The organism is Flavobacterium sp. KACC 22758 (assembly GCF_028736135.1).
In the GTDB taxonomy this organism is placed as follows: Bacteria; Bacteroidota; Bacteroidia; order Flavobacteriales; family Flavobacteriaceae; genus Flavobacterium; species Flavobacterium johnsoniae.
The window spans coordinates 1,344,371-1,363,473 of record NZ_CP117878.1 but is presented as its reverse complement, the minus strand read 5'-3'; the positions used below and the strand labels follow the sequence as shown (position 1 = coordinate 1,363,473).

15 protein-coding genes are annotated in these 19,103 nt (G+C 35.0%); 10 read left to right on the top strand and 5 right to left on the bottom strand.

The window, feature by feature from the left end:
- The first annotated feature begins 226 nt into the window (after positions 1-226).
- On the top strand, positions 227-1,459 hold the full coding sequence (locus PQ462_RS05745; RefSeq protein WP_274252695.1) for an aminotransferase class I/II-fold pyridoxal phosphate-dependent enzyme: 1,233 nt from the start codon (positions 227-229) through the stop codon (positions 1,457-1,459).
- Positions 1,460-1,812: 353 nt separating this feature from the next.
- Here the strand turns inward: PQ462_RS05745 and PQ462_RS05740 are convergent, their stop codons facing one another.
- Positions 1,813-3,744 carry an amino acid permease gene (locus PQ462_RS05740; protein ID WP_274252694.1) on the bottom strand — a complete coding sequence of 644 codons (1,932 nt, stop codon included), beginning with the start codon at positions 3,742-3,744 and terminating at the stop codon, positions 1,813-1,815.
- 285 nt (positions 3,745-4,029) lie between these two features.
- Entirely contained in the window at positions 4,030-6,936 is a 2,907-nt protein-coding gene (locus PQ462_RS05735; RefSeq protein WP_274252693.1) for an FAD-binding and (Fe-S)-binding domain-containing protein, read from the bottom strand.
- Between the two features lie 395 nt (positions 6,937-7,331).
- Between PQ462_RS05735 and PQ462_RS05730 the strand changes: the two genes are divergently transcribed.
- On the top strand, positions 7,332-8,144 hold the full coding sequence (locus PQ462_RS05730) for a mechanosensitive ion channel family protein (protein WP_274252692.1): 813 nt from the start codon (positions 7,332-7,334) through the stop codon (positions 8,142-8,144).
- Positions 8,145-8,811: 667 nt separating this feature from the next.
- On the top strand, positions 8,812-9,045 hold the full coding sequence (locus tag PQ462_RS05725) for a hypothetical protein (RefSeq protein WP_274252691.1): 234 nt from the start codon (positions 8,812-8,814) through the stop codon (positions 9,043-9,045).
- A 163-nt stretch (positions 9,046-9,208) separates the two neighbouring features.
- On the opposite strand, the gene PQ462_RS05720 is transcribed toward PQ462_RS05725, so the two are convergent.
- The 3 genes from PQ462_RS05720 to PQ462_RS05710 form a co-directional block, all read right to left on the bottom strand.
- Entirely contained in the window at positions 9,209-9,373 is a 165-nt protein-coding gene (locus tag PQ462_RS05720) for a hypothetical protein (RefSeq protein ID WP_175556824.1), read from the bottom strand.
- Positions 9,374-9,537: 164 nt separating this feature from the next.
- The gene (locus tag PQ462_RS05715) at positions 9,538-10,494 is read right to left on the bottom strand and encodes a DUF3137 domain-containing protein (RefSeq protein ID WP_274252690.1); all 957 of its coding nucleotides are present in this window, start codon (positions 10,492-10,494) and stop codon (positions 9,538-9,540) included.
- Entirely contained in the window at positions 10,494-11,051 is a 558-nt protein-coding gene (locus PQ462_RS05710; RefSeq protein ID WP_274252689.1) for a LemA family protein, read from the bottom strand. The genes PQ462_RS05715 and PQ462_RS05710 overlap by 1 nt, the downstream gene beginning before the upstream one ends.
- 347 nt (positions 11,052-11,398) lie before the next feature.
- Between PQ462_RS05710 and PQ462_RS05705 the strand changes: the two genes are divergently transcribed.
- The 7 genes from PQ462_RS05705 to PQ462_RS05675 all read left to right on the top strand — a co-directional run bounded on the left by PQ462_RS05705 (position 11,399) and on the right by PQ462_RS05675 (position 19,001).
- Positions 11,399-12,607 carry an anhydro-N-acetylmuramic acid kinase gene (locus PQ462_RS05705; RefSeq protein ID WP_274252688.1) on the top strand — a complete coding sequence of 403 codons (1,209 nt, stop codon included), beginning with the start codon at positions 11,399-11,401 and terminating at the stop codon, positions 12,605-12,607.
- Between the two features lie 193 nt (positions 12,608-12,800).
- Complete coding sequence (locus tag PQ462_RS05700) at positions 12,801-14,372, top strand: glycoside hydrolase family 10 protein (RefSeq protein ID WP_274252687.1); 1,572 nt, start codon at positions 12,801-12,803, stop codon at positions 14,370-14,372.
- Complete coding sequence (locus PQ462_RS05695; protein ID WP_073409897.1) at positions 14,359-15,630, top strand: MFS transporter; 1,272 nt, start codon at positions 14,359-14,361, stop codon at positions 15,628-15,630. Before PQ462_RS05700 ends, PQ462_RS05695 begins: the two co-directional genes overlap by 14 nt.
- A gap of 22 nt (positions 15,631-15,652) precedes the next feature.
- A complete protein-coding gene (locus tag PQ462_RS05690) occupies positions 15,653-15,994 on the top strand; it encodes a hypothetical protein (RefSeq protein ID WP_121361952.1) in 342 nt (113 codons plus the stop codon).
- Between the two features lie 180 nt (positions 15,995-16,174).
- Positions 16,175-16,621: a GNAT family N-acetyltransferase gene (locus tag PQ462_RS05685; RefSeq protein ID WP_274252686.1), complete on the top strand. Its 447-nt coding sequence runs from the start codon at positions 16,175-16,177 to the stop codon at positions 16,619-16,621.
- Between the two features lie 2 nt (positions 16,622-16,623).
- Positions 16,624-18,237 carry a glycoside hydrolase family 3 protein gene (locus tag PQ462_RS05680; RefSeq protein ID WP_274252685.1) on the top strand — a complete coding sequence of 538 codons (1,614 nt, stop codon included), beginning with the start codon at positions 16,624-16,626 and terminating at the stop codon, positions 18,235-18,237.
- Positions 18,238-18,362: 125 nt separating this feature from the next.
- Positions 18,363-19,001, top strand: coding sequence for a peroxiredoxin (locus PQ462_RS05675; RefSeq protein WP_012024184.1), 639 nt, complete (start codon positions 18,363-18,365; stop codon positions 18,999-19,001).
- The last annotated feature ends 102 nt before the right edge of the window (positions 19,002-19,103 follow it).

Sequence of the window (19,103 nt, the reverse complement as noted above, 5' to 3'; positions counted from 1 at the left end):
TATAGTTTTAAAATCTAATTATTCATTTTAATATTGATTAATTTTCTAATTAGATTTTATTTTGAATATAATTTCTTCTGAAAAGGAGTGCCCTAGCCCTGATAGAAACGGCATCCTTTTATGGTGGGGTTCACCATAAAAGATACAGCGGATAGCAGGAAATAGCTCCTAAACATTAATACTAACTAGAGGATGAGATTGCTTCGTTCCTCGCAATGACATAAAAATGAAAAACTTTAACCCAGCAGATAAAATTCAGGATTTGCAATACTTTGGAGAATTTGGCGGTGTGAATCCGTCGATTTCTGATTCTTCGACTTATACCTTTCTTTCGGCTAAAACTATGTTTGATACTTTCGAAGGAAATATGGAAGGCTGTTATTTATATTCTCGCCATTCGTCGCCAAGTAATTTATATCTCGATCAGGCTTTGGCAGCAATGGAAGGAACTGAAACAGCAAATGTTTCTGCATCTGGAATGGGAGCCATTACGCCTACTCTATTGCAATTGTGCGGTGCTGGCGACCATATCGTTTCAAGCCGAACTATTTATGGCGGAACATATGCTTTTCTGAAAAACTTTACACCAAGATTTGGGATTGAAACGAGCTTTGTTGACATTACAAAACTGAATGTTGTTGAAGCTGCAATTACGCCAAAAACGAAAGTTTTGTATTGCGAGACTGTTAGTAATCCGTTATTAGAAGTAGCTGATATTGCTGGTTTGGCTAAAATTGCCAAAAAACACAATTTGAAATTGGTTGTCGACAATACATTTTCACCGCTTTCTGTTTCTCCTGCAAAATTGGGGGCCGATATTGTGATTCATAGTTTAACAAAATACATTAACGGAAGCAGTGATACAGTTGGCGGTGTAACTTGTGCGTCGAAAGAATTTATCAACGCTTTGAAAAACGTAAATTCTGGCGCAAGTATGCTTTTAGGACCAACAATGGACAGTCTGCGTTCTGCAAGTGTGATGAAAAATCTTCGCACGCTTCATATTAGAATTAAACAGCACAGTCATAATGCGCATTTCTTGGCAGATCAATTTGAGAAAGATGGTTTGAAAACAGTTTATCCTGGGTTGAAAAGTCATCCAAGTCATGAATTGTACAAAACAATGATTAATCCTGAATACGGTTTTGGAGGAATGCTGACGATTGATGTTGGTACTTTGGAAAAAGCCAATGAATTAATGGAGTTAATGCAAGCCCGAAATTTAGGTTATCTAGCAGTAAGTTTAGGTTTTTACAAAACGTTATTCAGCGCGCCTGGAACCTCAACTTCTAGTGAAATTCCGCTTGAAGAACAAAAAGAAATGGGATTAACAGATGGTTTGATTCGTTTTTCTATTGGTTTGGATAATGATATTGACCGTACTTACGAAATGATGAAACGATGTATGATTGAACTTGGAATATTAAAAATTTCCAGCCCACGGGTTTTACAGGTTTAACGGGTTTACGCTGGTTTAATTTTTGATCTGGGACGGATTAAAATCCATCCCTACAGCATAACCGTTCCGATGGAACTCTGGTAAAATTCCGTAAAAATTATTTGTTTTGTAACAACGGATTTTAATCCGTTGAAAGGATAGAAATGTCCCAAAATTGAGTTCCATCGGAACGGGGTATTTTAAACAAAAAAATTTGATCACTATAAAAGCAAACACTTCTTTATAAATAAATTTGCAAGATTTTTTATTAGTTGTTTGAATCCGCTGGAGATTTCTCTAAGCGGATTTTTTTCATAAAAAAAGCCGTTCTGATTAATCTCAGAACGGCTTTTTTATTACTTTTTATTTCTAATTTAAACTTTGGCTACATTTAGCTTACTATTATTTCGGCTGTAGCCAAAATAAATCAGTAATCCGATGATTAACCAAACTGTAAAATAAATCCAGTTCCAAACGCTTAATTCGGCCATCATGTACAGACAGCAGATTAATCCTAAAAGCGGAATTAAAGACAAGTTTCTTCTAAAAGCCCAAACAGCTAATCCAACTAAAACGAATAGGAATATCCACATTGGAATTTTGTGTTTGAATAAACTAAAACCTGATTCGTATTTTGCAGAATCAGCAATTGGCAAACCTTTTACCACCTCAGCATATTTTACTTCGTCGTCTTGGTATTGTCCTAATAAATGCTCTAAATCTGAAGTTTCTGCAGTTTTATTATTTACTTCGATACTTTCTAAATATTTAAAAACCTGCTCTGATTCTGATTTATCTAAAGAAGTAACAATTGAAGTCGCATCATAAATCTGCGGATCGTTATTGATAAACGCCATTGTTGCTTTATTGTTGAATGCAAAAGCATAATACAATCCGGCAATCATTAAAACGGGCAGAATAAATTTTGAATTGATATAAGGCGTTTTGAATTTTCCTCTTGGAATTTCTGGTTTGTTTTGCAACACTAAAACTCCTGCACAAACTAATACAAAGGCAAATAACGTCCCAATACTGCATAAATCAGTTACCATTGTTAGGTTTAAGAATAACGCTGGAATCGCTACTACAAAACCTGTTACAATTGTAGCAAAAGACGGAGTTTTGAATTTTGGGTGAACTGTAGAAAATTTCTTTGGCAATAAACCATCACGGCTCATACTCATCCAGATACGAGGCTGTCCCATTTGAAAAACCAATAAAACACTTGCCATTGCCACTACTGCACTCACAGCAATAATTCCTGACATCCATTTTAGGTCTAATTTGTCGAAAACAAATGCAAGAGGATCTCCAACATTTAATTCGTGATATTTTACCATTCCGGTTAAAACCAACGCAATGGCAATATAAAGAATTGTACAAATAATAATAGCCCACATCATGCCGCGTGGTAAATCTCTCTGCGGATTTTTACATTCTTCGGCAGTTGTAGAAATTGCATCAAAACCAATATAGGCAAAGAAAACAGCCGAAACTCCTTTTAAAACCCCTCCAACTCCATTTGGAGCAAACGGATCCCAGTTTGCTGTATCTACATAAAATACCCCAACTGCAATTACTAAAAGTACTACGCAAAGTTTTACCACAACCATTAAGTTACTGGCGTTACGAGATTCTTTCATTCCTCTATACACTAAAGCTGTAATCAAAATAATGATAAATAAAGCCGGTATATCAGTTACAAAATGGAAAGATCCTATTGTTGGTGCTGTTGTCCAGGCAGTATGGGCTTGTTGTAAAGCAGTGCTTAAATTTTCGAATGATTTTCCGCCTCGCATTAAAGCTTCGGCATCTTTAAAACCGTTTGAAGCGGTTAAATAATCCATCTGAATCCATTGCGGGAGGTGAATACCGCCACTCTGGAGCAGTCCGGTAAAATAATCACTCCACGATATGGCAACGGTAATGTTTCCAACGGCATATTCCATAATTAAAGCCCAGCCGATTATCCATGCTATTAATTCTCCAAAAGCGACATAAGAATATGTATAAGCACTTCCTGAAACCGGAACCATCGAAGCAAATTCTGCATAAGCAAAAGCAGCAAAACTACAAGCCAAAGCAGTAAATAAGAACAAAAAGATTACAGCTGGTCCGCCGTCTGCACTGGCTTTTCCAATCGTGCTGAAAATTCCTGCTCCAACAATTGCTGCTATTCCGAAGGCTGTTAAATCCTTAGTTGTCAAATGTTTTCCTAAGGCATTATGACCGTCTGTTTCGTTCTGAGCAACCTGCTTCAGAATATCCTGTACTGTTTTCTTTCGGAATAAACTTGATAATGCCATATATGTTTTACTGTTATAAATTAATTTAATTCAGTCGTTTTTGTTTTATTTTGCAAATAATGCAAAAAATATCCTTATTTCAAATATATAAAACGATTTTGTTTTACGTGAATATTTTTTGCCCGCGGATTGTACAGATTTAACTGGTTTGTGCAGATTGTTTTTTTTGCCCACCGATTTTACAGATTGAACGGATTAACGCAGGGTTATAAAAAAAAATTAAGCAAACAGAATGATTAAAAACTGTGTTAATCCGTTCAATCTGTAAAATCAGTGAGCCATTTCTCAACGCAGACAATTTCTCAAAATACTAACTGGATGTTGTGCTTCTCGCTTTGTTCCATCATAAATTTGATGACGGCAGCTTGTTCCTGCAGCAGCGATTTTTACGTTTTCAGCCGTGCTGCGTACTTTTGGAAAAAGTGTATCCTCTCCCATTTGCATACTTACCTGATAATGTTCTTTTTCGTAGCCAAAAGAGCCCGCCATACCGCAGCAGCCGGAATTGTAAATCGTAACTGTATTGTTTTTAGGCAGATTCAGCATTGCGAAAGTAGCTTCAACAGAACTTAAAGATTTCTGATGACAATGTCCGTGAATCTTAATTTCTTTCGTTTCTTCAGAAAAAGAATCTGGAGTTATTTTTCCGTCTATGATTTCTTTTTTAAAGAATTCTTCAATTGTAAAAGCATTTCGGGATAGTTTTTCTGCTGCTTCTTTATCATCGGCTAAACGAAGATATTCATCTCTAAAAGTCAAAATTGCCGAAGGTTCAATTCCAATTAAAGGTGCATTTGCCAAAATCAAATCTTTAAAAATATTTACGTTGTGATTGGCAATTTTCTTAGCTTCTTCTAAAAATCCTTTTGAAAGATACGTTCTTCCGCTTTCTTCATGATCTACAATTAGAACTTCGTAACCTAATTTCGTCAATAATTCAAAAGCATCAATCCCGATATTTACGTCGTAATAATTTGTAAATTCATCTACAAACAAATACAATCTTCCGTTTGGAAAATCTGATGTTGCAGGTTTATGATTTTGATACCATTTTCTAAAAGTCTTTTTTGCCAATAACGGAACTTGTCTTTCCGTTGCAATTCCCATTGTTTTTTTCACGAAAGACTGATTCGAAACAAAATTCGTAATCGACGGGAATTTGCTTCCCATTTTGTTCAATTTGGCGTTGTTGGCAAAAATCTTGTTTCTAGTCGAAAATCCGTTTGCTTTTTGATATTGGTATAAAAACTCCGCTTTTAGAGTTGCAACATCAACATTACTCGGACATTCGCTTGCGCAGGCTTTACAGCTTACACATAACTCAAAAACTTCGTATAATTCTTTCTGGTCAAATTTGTTTTCTTTTTCAGAATACGTCAAATATTCTCTTAAAGCATTTGCTCTCGCACGAGTGGTTTCTTTCTCATTTCTGGTCGCACGATAACTCGGACACATTGCTCCTCCTGCCGATGGCATTTTTCGGCAATCGCCAGAACCGTTGCATTTTTCGGCAGCACGCAAAATTCCTAAACTGTCTGAGAAATCCTGAAACGTTTTAATATCCGGTTCTACCCTGCCTGAAACTACACGATGGTTTTCGTCCATTTTCAAGGCGTTGACAATCTTTCCGATATTTAAAACCGAATTCGGGTCAAATGCTAATTTGATTCTTTTCAGCAATTCGTAATTCTTGTCACCAATCATAAACGGAATAAATTCCCCGCGCACGATTCCGTCTCCATGTTCACCACTTAGCGAACCTTTGTATTTTTTCACCAAATGTGCCACTTCTGTTGCAATGGTTCTGAATAATTTTAGGTCAGATGTTTTCTTCAAATTCAAAACCGGACGCAAATGCAGTTCTCCCGCACCGGCATGCGCATAATAAATCGCTTCCTGTCCGTGACGTAACATCATCGCCGAAAATTCTGCAATATATGCTGGTAAATCACTTAACTCAACCGCTGTATCTTCAATAGAATCGGCAGCTTTATCATCGCCTACAATACTTCCCAAAAGTCCAAGACCTGCTTTTCTTAGTTCGTTGGCCTTGTCAATATCATTTCCGTAGATTTTTACTCGCGCATAACCAAAATTATTTTTCTCTAAATCAGCAATCAAAGCATCGGCTTGTTTTTCGGCATCTTCTAAAGTGTGAGAAGCCACTTCAAACAACATAATCGCTTTTGGTTCTCCAACCAAAAAGAAACGGTTTTTAATATGCTCACGATTCGTTTTCGTACAATCTAAAATCGTATCGTCGATCATTTCGCAAGTGTACAAATGATGTTTCATTGCCACGACAACCGACTCTAGAGATTCCTGAATGGTATGATAATGTCCAACAACCATAATACTGTGAGGCGGAGGAAGATCGTCTACTTTCAGCGTCACTTCGGTTGTAAAAGCCAGTGTTCCTTCGCTTCCGCAAAGTAATTTTCCAAGATTGATTGTGGGTTCAGTTCCGCCAAATAATTCTGATTTCAACAAAATATCAACGGCGTAACCTGTATTTCGTCTGTGAATTTCCGGTTTTGGAAACTCCTTTATAATTTCTTCCTGATTTTCTTTTACCGAAAGTTCGTCGTAAACGCTTTTGTAGATTTTATTTTCTAAAGAATCGCCTTTGGTTTTCTCGATAAATTCTGCCGAAGTCAATTCACCAAAAGCTACTTCTGTTCCGTCGCTTAAAATCGCTTTTACCTCGGCAATTTTATCACGCGTAACACCATACCGAATCGAAGTGGTTCCAGATGAATTATTTCCCACCATGCCGCCAATCATCGCGCGGTTTGAAGTTGACGTAATTGGAGCGAAAAATACGCCGTGCGGTTTCAAATACAAATTCAATTCATCGCGAATTACGCCTGGCTGAACCGTAACCGTTTTTTTCTCGGCATTGTAACCTAATATTTTTGTGAAATTTTTCGAAACATCAATCACAAGTCCATCTCCAACTGCTTGTCCCGCAAGTGAAGTTCCGGCTGTTCTTGGCGTAACCGAAATATGATGCTGCGCCGCAAAGCGAATTAACCTGCTGATATCTGCCGTAGATTTAGGCAAAGCCACCGCATTTGGCCGAATCCGATATACTGATGCGTCTGTCGAATAAAGTGTTTTATGAAGATCATCGTACAAAAGTGTGCCTTCGAGTTCGCTGGCTAATTGATCTAAATGAGATTGGGTCAACATGTTAAATGGTGCTTTTTATAAAAATATTTTCTGAAAAAACTCAGATCACAAAGATAAAAATATCGCAGGGCAAAACGATTCTATTTTTGGATTTTATGTAACAACTCCGCCATATTTTATAAAATTCTGAGAGAATCCTGTAAAGCGTAAAACTTATTAAAAAGTAATTTTATTGTTTTGCCAAGTTGGATAATATTTTCAAACACATAGAAACATAGATTTATTTCTTTAAATTCTGAGAATAGTTGAAAAATCTAGATTTTAACACATAGAATTACAAACGCAACTATGTGAATTTAAACAAATGAAATGCCTTTAAGTGCAAAGAAAAACTATGTTTCTATGTGTTTAAAAATTCACTCAACAATTTTAAACATTTTACGCTTTTTACAATTATGGAAAATTTCTTTCAGGACGTCATCAACCATCTCGAAGGTTACTACAATAGCATTGTCGATCTTACGCCAAAATTTATTCTCGCCGTTTTAGTTGTTCTCGTTTCGTGGTTTATCGCAAGCCGAGTGGGGATTTTTGCCGGAAACCGACTCAAAGTAAAAATGCACGATCGTCTTCTGGCAGTTTTTATTGCACGTTTAATTAAATCGGTTTTAATTATTATCGGAATTTTATTTATGTTCCGAATTATTGGTCTTGACGGCGTTGCTCAAAGTATGCTTGCCGGAGCGGGGATTTCGGCTTTTGTAATTGGTTTTGCGCTTAAAGATATTGGAGAAAATTTTCTTGCCGGAATTCTTCTGGCATTCAAACGTCCGTTTTCTATTGGCGATATTATCGAAAGCAACGGCGTAAAAGGCGAAGTCATCAATCTCAACCTGCGTGATACCGAAGTAAAAAGCGATTCGAAAATTATATATATTCCAAATGCGCTTCTTATAAAAAACACGCTCATTAACTACAACAGCGAAGGTTTTCTGCTTCAGACTTTCACAGTCGGCCTCGAATATGGTTCTGATTATACCCGCGCCATCGAACTCGTAAAAGAAGTTCTAGGAAACAGCGAAGATGTAACCGAAAAAGACCACGAAAATGCAGCCGTAATTACCGATGTTGCCGCTGCGGGTGTCATTCAGCTCAATATTCGGTATTGGGTTAAAACGGCTTCAACGACGGAAAATTCAGAATGCCGCTCTAAAATTATTGCTGCAGTTTTAAAGAAATTGAAAGAAAATGAGTTTGTGTTGAAATAAAAGGTGCTGAGATTCTAAGATGCTAAGGTTCTAAGTTTTTTTTCCTTTGCCTTTAAATCTTACTGTCATCCTGAGCGAAGTCAAAGGCTTATGAAAACAATTTTTGAATGTTTTCTTTTGGAATTTGGTACTCAAAAAATTTAGAAGTTTAATAAGGAGCTATTTCCTGCTGTCCGCTATATCTTTTACGCCGAACCCCGGCGCAAAAGGATGCCGCTCCCATCAGGACTAGGACACTTGGTTTCATTAGAAGTAATTGGTAAACATTTGTACCACAAATTCCCTCAATCTTGTCATTTCGACGTAAGGAGAAATCTCCACACGCTGAGGCACATTGTTGCGAAGTTTCTTGCGAAGATTTCTCCTTACGTCGAAATGACAAACTGCCTGAAAATCTATCTTAGTTTATCTTTTCTCAAAATATCGCTTTATATTTACCATCTAGAGATGATTTAGTTTATTTCTAATTCATTATCAAGCAAAAAAAATAATCTTTTTCTTACTTAAAATACTTTTTTGATATCTTTACAATCCTAAACACAAAGAAATATGATATCAAAAAAACTTTTGCCCGTGCGGTATGGTGGCGGTATTGGAAACAACTGCAACGCACTTTGTGGCGTAGGACACCTTAGCTGTGCGGGTTCTTTTCCTAAACACAAAGATTATGAGTACCAACACACTTTCCACAGAAACCCAAATCAGGCTTTTGATTTTTTTCAACGACAGAATTGAACCTGAAGAAATGGCTAAAACACTTAGGCAGATAAATTTCACATTGGCGTTAGGCGTTATGAGCGAACACGAATCGCTTCAATATGAAATCGCCAAATTAAGAGACGGTCTTTACTGGCTCAATGAATTGGCTGAAACTTTAAATCCTTATTTGGATTTGGAGTAAAGATTAAAAAAAGAAAACCTCAACTTTTAAGATTGAGGTTTTTATTTTAATAATTGATGCTCTTTGCGGGCACGAGCGAGACGCTCGCGCTAGCGGAGTAGAAACAAAAAACCTCGATTTTTAAGATCGAGGTTTTTTTATTTATTTTCTTCTTTTAATATGTCTATTTTTTTGATTTTCTTGTTGTACTGTAAGTCGTAGATGGGCTTTTATCAGCTTTTGCTTTTGTAACATATTGTCCTGTTTTTGCGCTTCTATATTGTTTTTTAGCTTGTGCATTTGAATTAAATGCAAACATTAGAGCAACAATCAAAATTAAATTTTTCATAGGTCAGTTTATTTAGTTAATTATTCACCTCAAAAGTAACAATTAACCGTTCTAGAAAACCAAGTACTTATACCTGAATTACTTAAAAAGAAAACCGTTTAATAAATCTTGAATAAATCAAAATCTATTAAACGGCTTAAAATATTTTATAAAAAAAAGAAACTTTACTCCTTTCCCCAAATCCTCGTATTCAAATCCAGTTCATGAATAATATCGTGCATAAACTTAACGATTGAAAGATCATCAGTAAGTAAATCTGGCACTAAAAGTGACGAATGAATAGGCGCTTCAAAATAATTTTGAGACAATGGAAAAGCAATATACATTTTAGAATGTATAAACGAGATCGAAATTGTTTCGTCGCATTTTTTGTTTAAATCCAGAATTCTTTCCATCATGGCAGGCGTTAAAATATATCGCGCTTCGATTTGGTTTTTAGAATAGGTTACAAACTTATTATCAAAGTCAGTGTTTTCTAATTGTACAACTTCGGTGTTTCCAAAACTGAAAACATTTTTAGAAAACCACGCTCCAAGACTAGCACCAAAACTTTTTGGACGAACAACTGTCGAAACATTAAAGTTTTTATTAAAATCGGCTGCAAAAATAATTCCCTTAAAAATAGTGTGCCATTCTGTTCGCGTCCCATTTTTGGTTTGAGTTTGGGTTTTATATTCGGCGTGTACTTCGGCAAACCAAAAAGAAGTTTTATCGGTCGTTCCGGTTATTAAATCCTGCGTTTTATAGCGATCAGGTTCGGTTGTAAAAAGCTCCGAGCTTACAAATTCATATTCCGGAAGTCCGCTTAGTGGTGCAAAAACAAAACTTTCGTTAACTGTTTTTAATGCCGATGCCACAACATTCATTTTATAATCTGCTTTGTATTTTTTGGCATCATCATCTATTTTAAAATACATCACAATACCTATAATTAATGGAACTAAACATCCAATAATTCCCAAAGCAGGAAATCGAATTAATAACCCGATAACTAAAATTACTAATGTAAGGCCAAATAATATATAACAGGTTTTATACGTTTCGGAAATTTTTTTCCGATCAACTTCTAAGGTATTCAGTATTTCCTGCAGATTGACTTTAGAATTTAATTCTGAATCCATTAATTATTGAATAGTTCTTTTGCACTAATATTTTTACGCTCTTCTTCTGGAGTTGCCAAAACCTCAATTTTAGTATAGCCCAGCATTCCGGCAAATATATTACCAGGAAACATCATAATCGCGTTGTTATAATCTGTTACGGCTGAGTTGTAAGTTCTTCTTGCTGCTGCAATTTGTTCTTCACTTTCTGTCCATGTAGTCTGCAGATTTAAGAAATTAGTATTCGCTTTTAAATCTGGATAATTTTCTACAGTAACCATTAAACCTTTTACGGCTGAGCTCAGCTGAGTGTCTAAACTTGCTTTTTCTTCATCTGTCAAATTTCCTGAAGTCGCTTTTGCACGAAGCTCAACAATTTTAGTTAAAGTGCTTTGTTCGTAATTTGTATATTGTTTTACAACTTCAACAAGATTTGGAATCAAATCAAAACGTTTTTTCAGCATAACATCAATCGCCGAGAAAGCATTGGTAACCTGATTTCTTTTTCCGATAAGTGAATTGTAGATTATAATTCCGATAATAAAAAGGAAAGCAAAAAGTCCTATAATAACAAACATGGTTTTATTTTTTTTAATTGGTTATGAGCAAATATAGAAATTAGAGATATAAGTTTTTAGTTAATTTTTCAATTATAGCTCAAGCTTTGGAGAAGCGTAATATATAGAGCTGTTTTGATTCGTTTTCTCAGAAGCTCCAGTGGAGGGAAATCTTTTAAACATCAATATTTCAACACAATGAAATACTTCTTGACTCCATTAATTTGTGTATAAATATTTCATCCCGATGAGATTTTTGTTAATTCTTGCAATTCAAAACAATAAAATTTCTTTTTTCTAAATTTATATGCAAAATAATCCCATTTTAGCGTTATCAAATTAAATGCGTTTTTTAAGATTACTTGAAAATGAATAAAAATATAAAAACCCTTTACGAAATTGCTCAAAAAGAGACCAGAAAAATACTAGGTTTAATGTCTGGAACTTCTCTCGACGGACTCGACTTGGCTCTTTGCGAAGTTTCTGGTGAAGGCGGCAACACGGTTGTCAAAATCCAGCAATTTGAAACCATTGATTACAACGACGATATTAAAACCGAAATAAGAAAGGTATTTGCACAGAAAACAATCGATTTTCAGCATTTGGTTTTGCTAAACGAATGGATTGCAAACCTACATGCAGGAATGATTAACGATTGTCTTGCTAAATGGAATATTCCCGCAAGTGAGGTAGATTTAATCGCATCGCACGGACAAACGGTTCTGCATGCGCCAAAATTTTTACATCAGCAGGAAAAATTTCCCAATGCAACTTTGCAGATTGGCGACGGTGATCATATTGCGGTAAAAACCGGAATTATCACATTATCTGATTTCAGACAAAAACACGTTGCCGCAGGCGGTGAAGGCGCGCCTTTAGCTGTTTATGGTGATTATTTATTATTCAGCAAAAAAGGCGAAAACCGAATTATGCTGAACATGGGCGGCATTGCAAATTTCACTTATTTACCCGCTTCTCAAAACGCCGAAGAGGTTTTTGTAACCGATACCGGAACAGCAAATACTTTAATTGACATTTTTACCAAACAATTTTTTCCTGAAAAAAGTTTTGATAAAGATGCCGAAATCGCTAAAAAAGGAACTGTAAATCAAGAACTTTTAAGCGAATTAAAAAGTGATCCTTTTTTCAAACAAAGCTTTCCAAAAACAATTGGCCAGGAATTATTTAATCACGAATTTGTAAACTCAGCTTTGGTAAAATTAGGTCTGGAAAACATTTCGGCACCAGATTTGCTGGCAACTTTAACACGCCTAAGTGCCGAAACAATTGCCGAAGCAGTTTTGTTTGTCGTACAAAATACTAAAACACCAATAGAAGAGTTTACGGTTTATATGTCGGGCGGAGGTGCACGAAATCCGTTATTGGTGAAATGGTTACAGGAATTATTGTCTTGTAAATTTGAAAAAAGTGACGTTCTGGGGATTTCAGGCGATGCAAAAGAAGCCGTTTTATTTGCCGTTTTGGCTAATGAAACCGTTGCCGGCGGAAATTATAATTTTGGTTCACAAAAAGGAATTCCATCTGTAACAATGGGAAAAATTTCTTTTCCTGATTAAAGAATAAGTTTGCCACAGATTAAAGGATTAAAAGATTAATCCAAATAATTTATTTATCCCGATGATTATCGGGTGTGGCAAAAAAGAATTACTGCGAATTATTTTTTTATAGTTTGAGAAAATAAAATTCGTGAATTCGCGGCAGAAAAAAAATTAAACCTATTTTTGGTTCTTGTTAAAATAAACATTTGAAATGCATAAAAATCAGTACTTACTATACTCTATAATATTTTTATTTTTCTTTGGAGGGAAAGTCTTTTCACAAGAAAAAATTATATATCCTAAAAATGAATTTAGAGGAGTCTGGATTGCAACTGTAGTAAATATTGACTGGCCAAAAACGGCAATTGATAATGTCGAAAAGGAAAAGGCTGATTATCTTGAAATTTTAAACACCTATAAAAAACTAAATTATAACGCTGTTATCGTTCAGATCAGGAGTGTTGGTGATGCATTTTATCCTTCAGAATTTGCGCCGTGGTCACGATTCTTAACAGGAAAAGAAGGTACTGCACCAAATCCGTATTACGATGCGCTGGAGTGGATGATCGAAGAAGCACACAATAGAGGCTTTGAATTTCATGCCTGGCTGAATCCGTATCGTGCTACTTTTGATTTAAATAAAAATCTTTTGAGCCCAAATCACGATATTTTTAAACATCCGGAATGGATGATAGAATATGGCGGAAAATACTATTACGATCCTGCCCTTCCTGAAGTTCAGACACATTTAACCAAAGTAGTAAAAGAAGTAGTTGATAACTACGATATCGACGCAATTCATTTTGACGATTATTTTTATCCATATGCTGTTCCCGGAAAAGTATTTAACGACACAGCCTCTTACAAAAAATACGGTTCTGGCTTAAGTCTTGCAGACTGGCGTCGTGCTAATGTGAGTAACTTTGTACATACCATTTCTACAACCATAAAAGCAAGTAAACCCTGGGTTCAATTTGGAATTAGTCCGTTTGGAGTTTGGAGAAACAAATCTCAAGATCCAAAAGGTTCAGAAACACAATCGACTTCTAATTACGACGATTTGTATGCAGATCCTGTTTTATGGATGGATCAAAAATGGATTGATTACATTATGCCGCAATTATACTGGAGCATGAATAATCCTAGAGCTTCTTACTCTAAATTAGTAAAATGGTGGTCTGAAAACGCAAACAACACAGCCATTTATATTGGTCATGCATCCTATAAAATTAGAGGCGATGGTGATAAAAGCTGGTATTTTGCCACCGAAATTCCAACTCAGGTTGATTTTGCCAGAAGCTTTAAAAATGTAAACGGAAGTGCTTATTTCAGTGCTAAATGGTTCATGAGCAAAAATTTAGATGTTGTTCGTCTTTTAGGAGATAATCAATATAAATATCCTTCGATTCCAGCTGCGGTTCCAAATTTAAAACGCATAATAATCGACAATCCTGTTTTTACAGAATTTACAAAAGATAATTCAACATATACTTTCAGCATTAAAAGTCCGCTTAATACAAAGGTGCGTTATATTGTAATTTATGGAGGCGAGCATATTTCAAAAATCAATACAAACGACGCGACAAAAATAATCGACAAAGTTAGAGCTGTTGAAAAAGACGGTGTTATTTCATTTTCTATTCCTGCAGAAAAAATCAGCATGTATAAAGCTTGTGCTGTAACATTTATTGATTATTTTGCAAACGAAAGCACACCCGCTGCTGCCGACATAAAAAAGAATTTTAAAATATATTCACCTGCTCAGCCTAATGAAAACAGATAATAAACCCTGGTTTTGGATTCCGCTTCTTAACTTCGCATCCGGACTGCCTTATGCCGTTATAATTTCCGTTTCGGTAATTATGTACAAAAATCTCGGAATCTCAAATGAAGATATTGGAGTTTATACCAGTTTATTATATCTGCCGTGGGTTATCAAACCACTTTGGAGTCCGTTTATTGAACTAACAGGAACCAAAAGAAAATGGTTTTTATCCATGCAGTTCCTTATTTCGATAGCCTTTTTATTAGTTGGTTTTACGATTCCAACAAATGGATTTTTTGTAATGACTCTGGCTATTTTCTGGGTTGCAGCTTTTGCTTCGGCTTCTAATGACATTGCCAGCGATGGATTTTATTTATTGGTTTTACCCGAAAATCAGCAGTCTTTTTTCCTCGGAATCAGAAGTACTTTTTACAGACTTTCATTATTAGCCGGAAACGGATTAATTGTACTTTTTGCAGGATATCTGGAACACAAATACGGCGATAATACTAAAGCATGGTCGTATACTATGATTGCAGTTGGTTTGCTAATGACCTTTATTACGATTTACAATTTCATTTTTACTCCAAAAAACGAAATAAACGCTGTCGAAAAAAATAAAGAAACACATCATCAAAGTTTTGGAACTATATTTATAAGCTTCTTTAAGAAAAAACAAATTGGTTTAATTCTGGCTTTTATTCTGGTTTTTAGACTAGGAGAATCGCAGCTGCTTAAAATGTTAAGTCCATTTTTATTAGATCCAAAAAAATTGGGCGGAATGGCTTTAGATACCGAAGCAGTAGGAATTATTTATGGAACCTGCGGTGTTGCTGCCTTAACAATTGGCGGTATTTTAGGCGGAATTGCTATTTCCAGACATGGTCTTACAAAATGGATGTTTCCAATGTTTTTAACAATGCATTTACCTATTATTGGATTCATTTTATTAGCATTTTTTCACCCCGCATCAATTTATTACATTTATGCCGTCGTGATTTTAGAACAATTTGGTTATGGTTTTGGATTTACTGCTTTTATGATGTATTTAATTCATGTTGCCGAAGGAGAATCAAAAACAGCACATTATGCACTGGCAACCGGTTTTATGGCTTTAGGAATGATGCTTCCGGGAATGCTGAGTGGTTATATTCAAAAATATTTAGGCTATGACAACTTCTTTATCTGGGTTCTTATAGCTACAATTCCAGGTCTTATTTTATCACGTTTTTTAACTTTCCCGAAAGATTTTGGGAAAAAATCTGAAGAAGTTTAACCCCAAATCAAACTCTTACAATATGGAAATCAATGAAAATTTGCAGGCCGAACGCAACTTAAAAGGAGCTGAGTTCGAAAAATCCGGAAATCTTGAAAAAGCTATTGAATTATATGAGGAAAATGTCGCGGAAGGCTTTAAAGGAAATCATCCTTACGATCGTTTGGCTACGATTTACAAAAACCAAAACGATCTGGAAAATGAAATTCGCGTTTTAGAAAAAGCCATTGTGGTTTACGAAGAAATTACGATCGAAGACCGATTGGAAGGTTTACCAAAACTTTTCCGTTTTAAAAACCGATTAGAAAAAGCAATTGAAACCAAAAAACAATTAGCTAAACAAAAGAAAGCAAAACTGAAATAAAACATTCTTTTAAAACATAGAGACATAGATTTTTTGTGTGAAAAGAATAAAAAAGAGAAACTCATTTCTCAAGACATAGCTATGTGTATTTAAATAAAGTGAAACACCTTTTCCAAGAACCAAATACTATTTTTCTATGTGTTAGAAAATTAAACAATACTATTCTAAATATTAAAAATCATGAGCATAAAGCGAACCAATTCAGATGATCCCGATTTTATAAATCTGGTTGCTTTATTAGATAAAGATTTAGCCATTAGAGACGGTGTAGATCATTCGTTTTACAATCAGTTTAATAAAACCAACAAAATAAAACATACTATTGTTTATTACGAAAATGATGTTCCTGTTGGATGCGGTGCTTTTAGAGAAAAAGAAAGCGACAAAACTGAAATTAAAAGAATGTATGTGCATCCTGATTATCGAAAAAAAGGAATTGCTTCTGCTATTTTAAAAGAACTCGAAACCTGGGCAAAAGAAGTCGGTTATACTTATACTATTTTGGAAACCGGAAAAAAACAGCCCGAAGCCATCAACTTATACCAAAAATTAAATTATACTATCATTCCAAATTATCCGCCTTATGAAGAAATGGATAATAGTGTCTGCATGAAAAAGACTTTATAATAATGAAAATTACAGCCGAAGCATTACGACAAAGAATAGGACAATTCTTTTTCCCAGCCGTTTTTATCAATGATACCGAAGAAAATATTCAGGAAACAGAACGCCTTATTAAAGAACACAATATTGGCGGATTGACCTTTTTTCATAGTCGTGCGAGCGCTGCAACCAATTATGAAAGCAAGAAAAAAGTAGTTTTTAATGACGACAGCTACGAGAAAATCAAGGCTTTAATTGTTCGTTATCAAAAAGCCGCTTCTACACCGCTTTTAATTAGTATTGATGCCGAATGGGGATTGGCAATGCGAATTGAAAAAACACCTCAATATCCTTACGCAATTACGCTTGGCGCTTTGCCAGAAAACAAATCTCATTTGGTTTATGAAGCTGGAAAACAAATTGGTTTAGATTTAAAAGCAGCCGGAATTCAGTATAATTTATCGCCTTTAGCAGACATCAACAATAATCCAAATAATCCTGTTATTGGATATCGTTCGTTTGGCGAAAATAAACAAAAAGTAGCCGATTTTTCGATTGAATATTTAAAAGGAATGTCTGAAGTTGGCGTTTTAGGCTGTCTGAAACACTTTCCCGGGCATGGAAATACGAATGTAGATTCGCATTTGGGATTACCTGTTTTAAAAGAAACGCTGGAAGAATTAATGGAAAACGAATTATATCCGTTCATTAAAGGAATTGAAAACAATGTCGATTCGATCATGATTGGACATTTGGCTGTTCCTAGTTTAAACGACGGTAAAGATACTTCAGCAACATTATCAAAAGCGGTTATTCAGGATCTTTTGCGTGACAAATTAGGATATGATGGTTTAGTAATTTCTGATGCCCTAAATATGCACAGCGTTTCTAAATTGTATGAAACCAAAGGTCAATTAGAATGGGAAGCTTTTAATGCTGGAAATGATGTTTTATGCTTCGCAGAAAATGTGCCGGAAGGAATTGCAGCGATTTATAAAAATGCTTCTCCAGATCGTATTTTCGAAAGCTATAACCGAATTATGAAAGCCAAAGAAAAAGCAGGAATTCTTTCTGGAAATACTGCAGCTTCGGGTGAATTAGATTTTGAAAAAACATCAAATATAAACTTAGAAATTGCTCAAAATGCAATTACTAAAATTATAGACAACTCTAGTACTGAACTAGCTTTTGAAGCGCAGAAAAACAATAAATTCGCTAAACTGAGTTTATATAAAAATACTGAAAACACCTTTTTCAAAACGCTGAACTCAAAACTTGATTCTCCAGAATTTGCTTTTGAAAATCCAGAAGTTTCAGATATTTCGGCAATCCAAAAAGAATTAGAAAATTTCGAAACTATTTTAATTTCATTATTTGTTCCTAAAGCAAAACCACTTAATAATTTCGAAATTGATAACGAAGTTTTGAATTTACTTTCTGAATTATTGCAAACCAAAAAATGCATCGTTTTTGTTTTTGGAAATCCGTATGCATTGCCTTTAATTCCAAATCTGAAAAAAGCTTCAGGACTAATTGAGGCTTATCAGGATTTCGAAGAATTTCAAAAAACAGCAGGAATTCAATTTTTAGAAAAAAATACTTTCAACGGCGACTTACCAGTAAATATTGACATTCAATAAGTTAAAACTTAGAATAGTCAAAATTTATCAACTTATAAATTTTTATAATCACATCTTATTGTAAGAACCTGTACTTATATCCTACTTTTGCACCAGAAATAAATATTTAACGTAAAACGAAAATTATGTCTTTAGTAGGAAAAAAATTCCCAAGTATTGCAGTAGATGCTATCTCAGAAATGGGTGACAATTTAAAAATCAACATTTTTGAAGAAGCAGTAAACAACAATAAAAAAGTACTTTTATTTTGGTACCCAAAAGATTTTACTTTTGTATGTCCAACTGAATTACACGCCTTTCAAGCTGCATTACCAGAATTTGAAAAAAGAAATACTATCGTAATTGGTGCTTCTTGCGACACAAACGAAGTTCACTTTGCTTGGTTAAATACTCCAAAAAACAATGGTGGAATCGAAGGTGTTACTTACCCAATCTTAGCTGATACAAACCGTAACTTAGCTAACATTTTAGGTATTCTTGATATCGAATCTACAAGCTACAGCGAAGATACAGATTCAGTTATCATCGAAGGTTCAAACGTAACTTACAGAGCTACTTACCTAATTGACGAAACTGGAAAAATCTTCCACGAAAGCGTAAACGATATGCCATTAGGACGTAACGTAAATGAATACTTAAGAATGGTTGATGCTTACACTCACATCCAGACTAAAGGTGAAGTTTGTCCTGCAAACTGGGAAGCTGGTAAAGAAGCTATGTCTGCTGACAGAATCAGTACTGCTGAATACTTAAGCGCAAACTAATTCTTTTTTAAGGTTCTGAGGTTCTAAGTTACTAAGGCTCTAAGTTTTTTTAACTGAACTTTTAAATCTTAAATTATAATTCTACAATACAGTCTTCAGGTT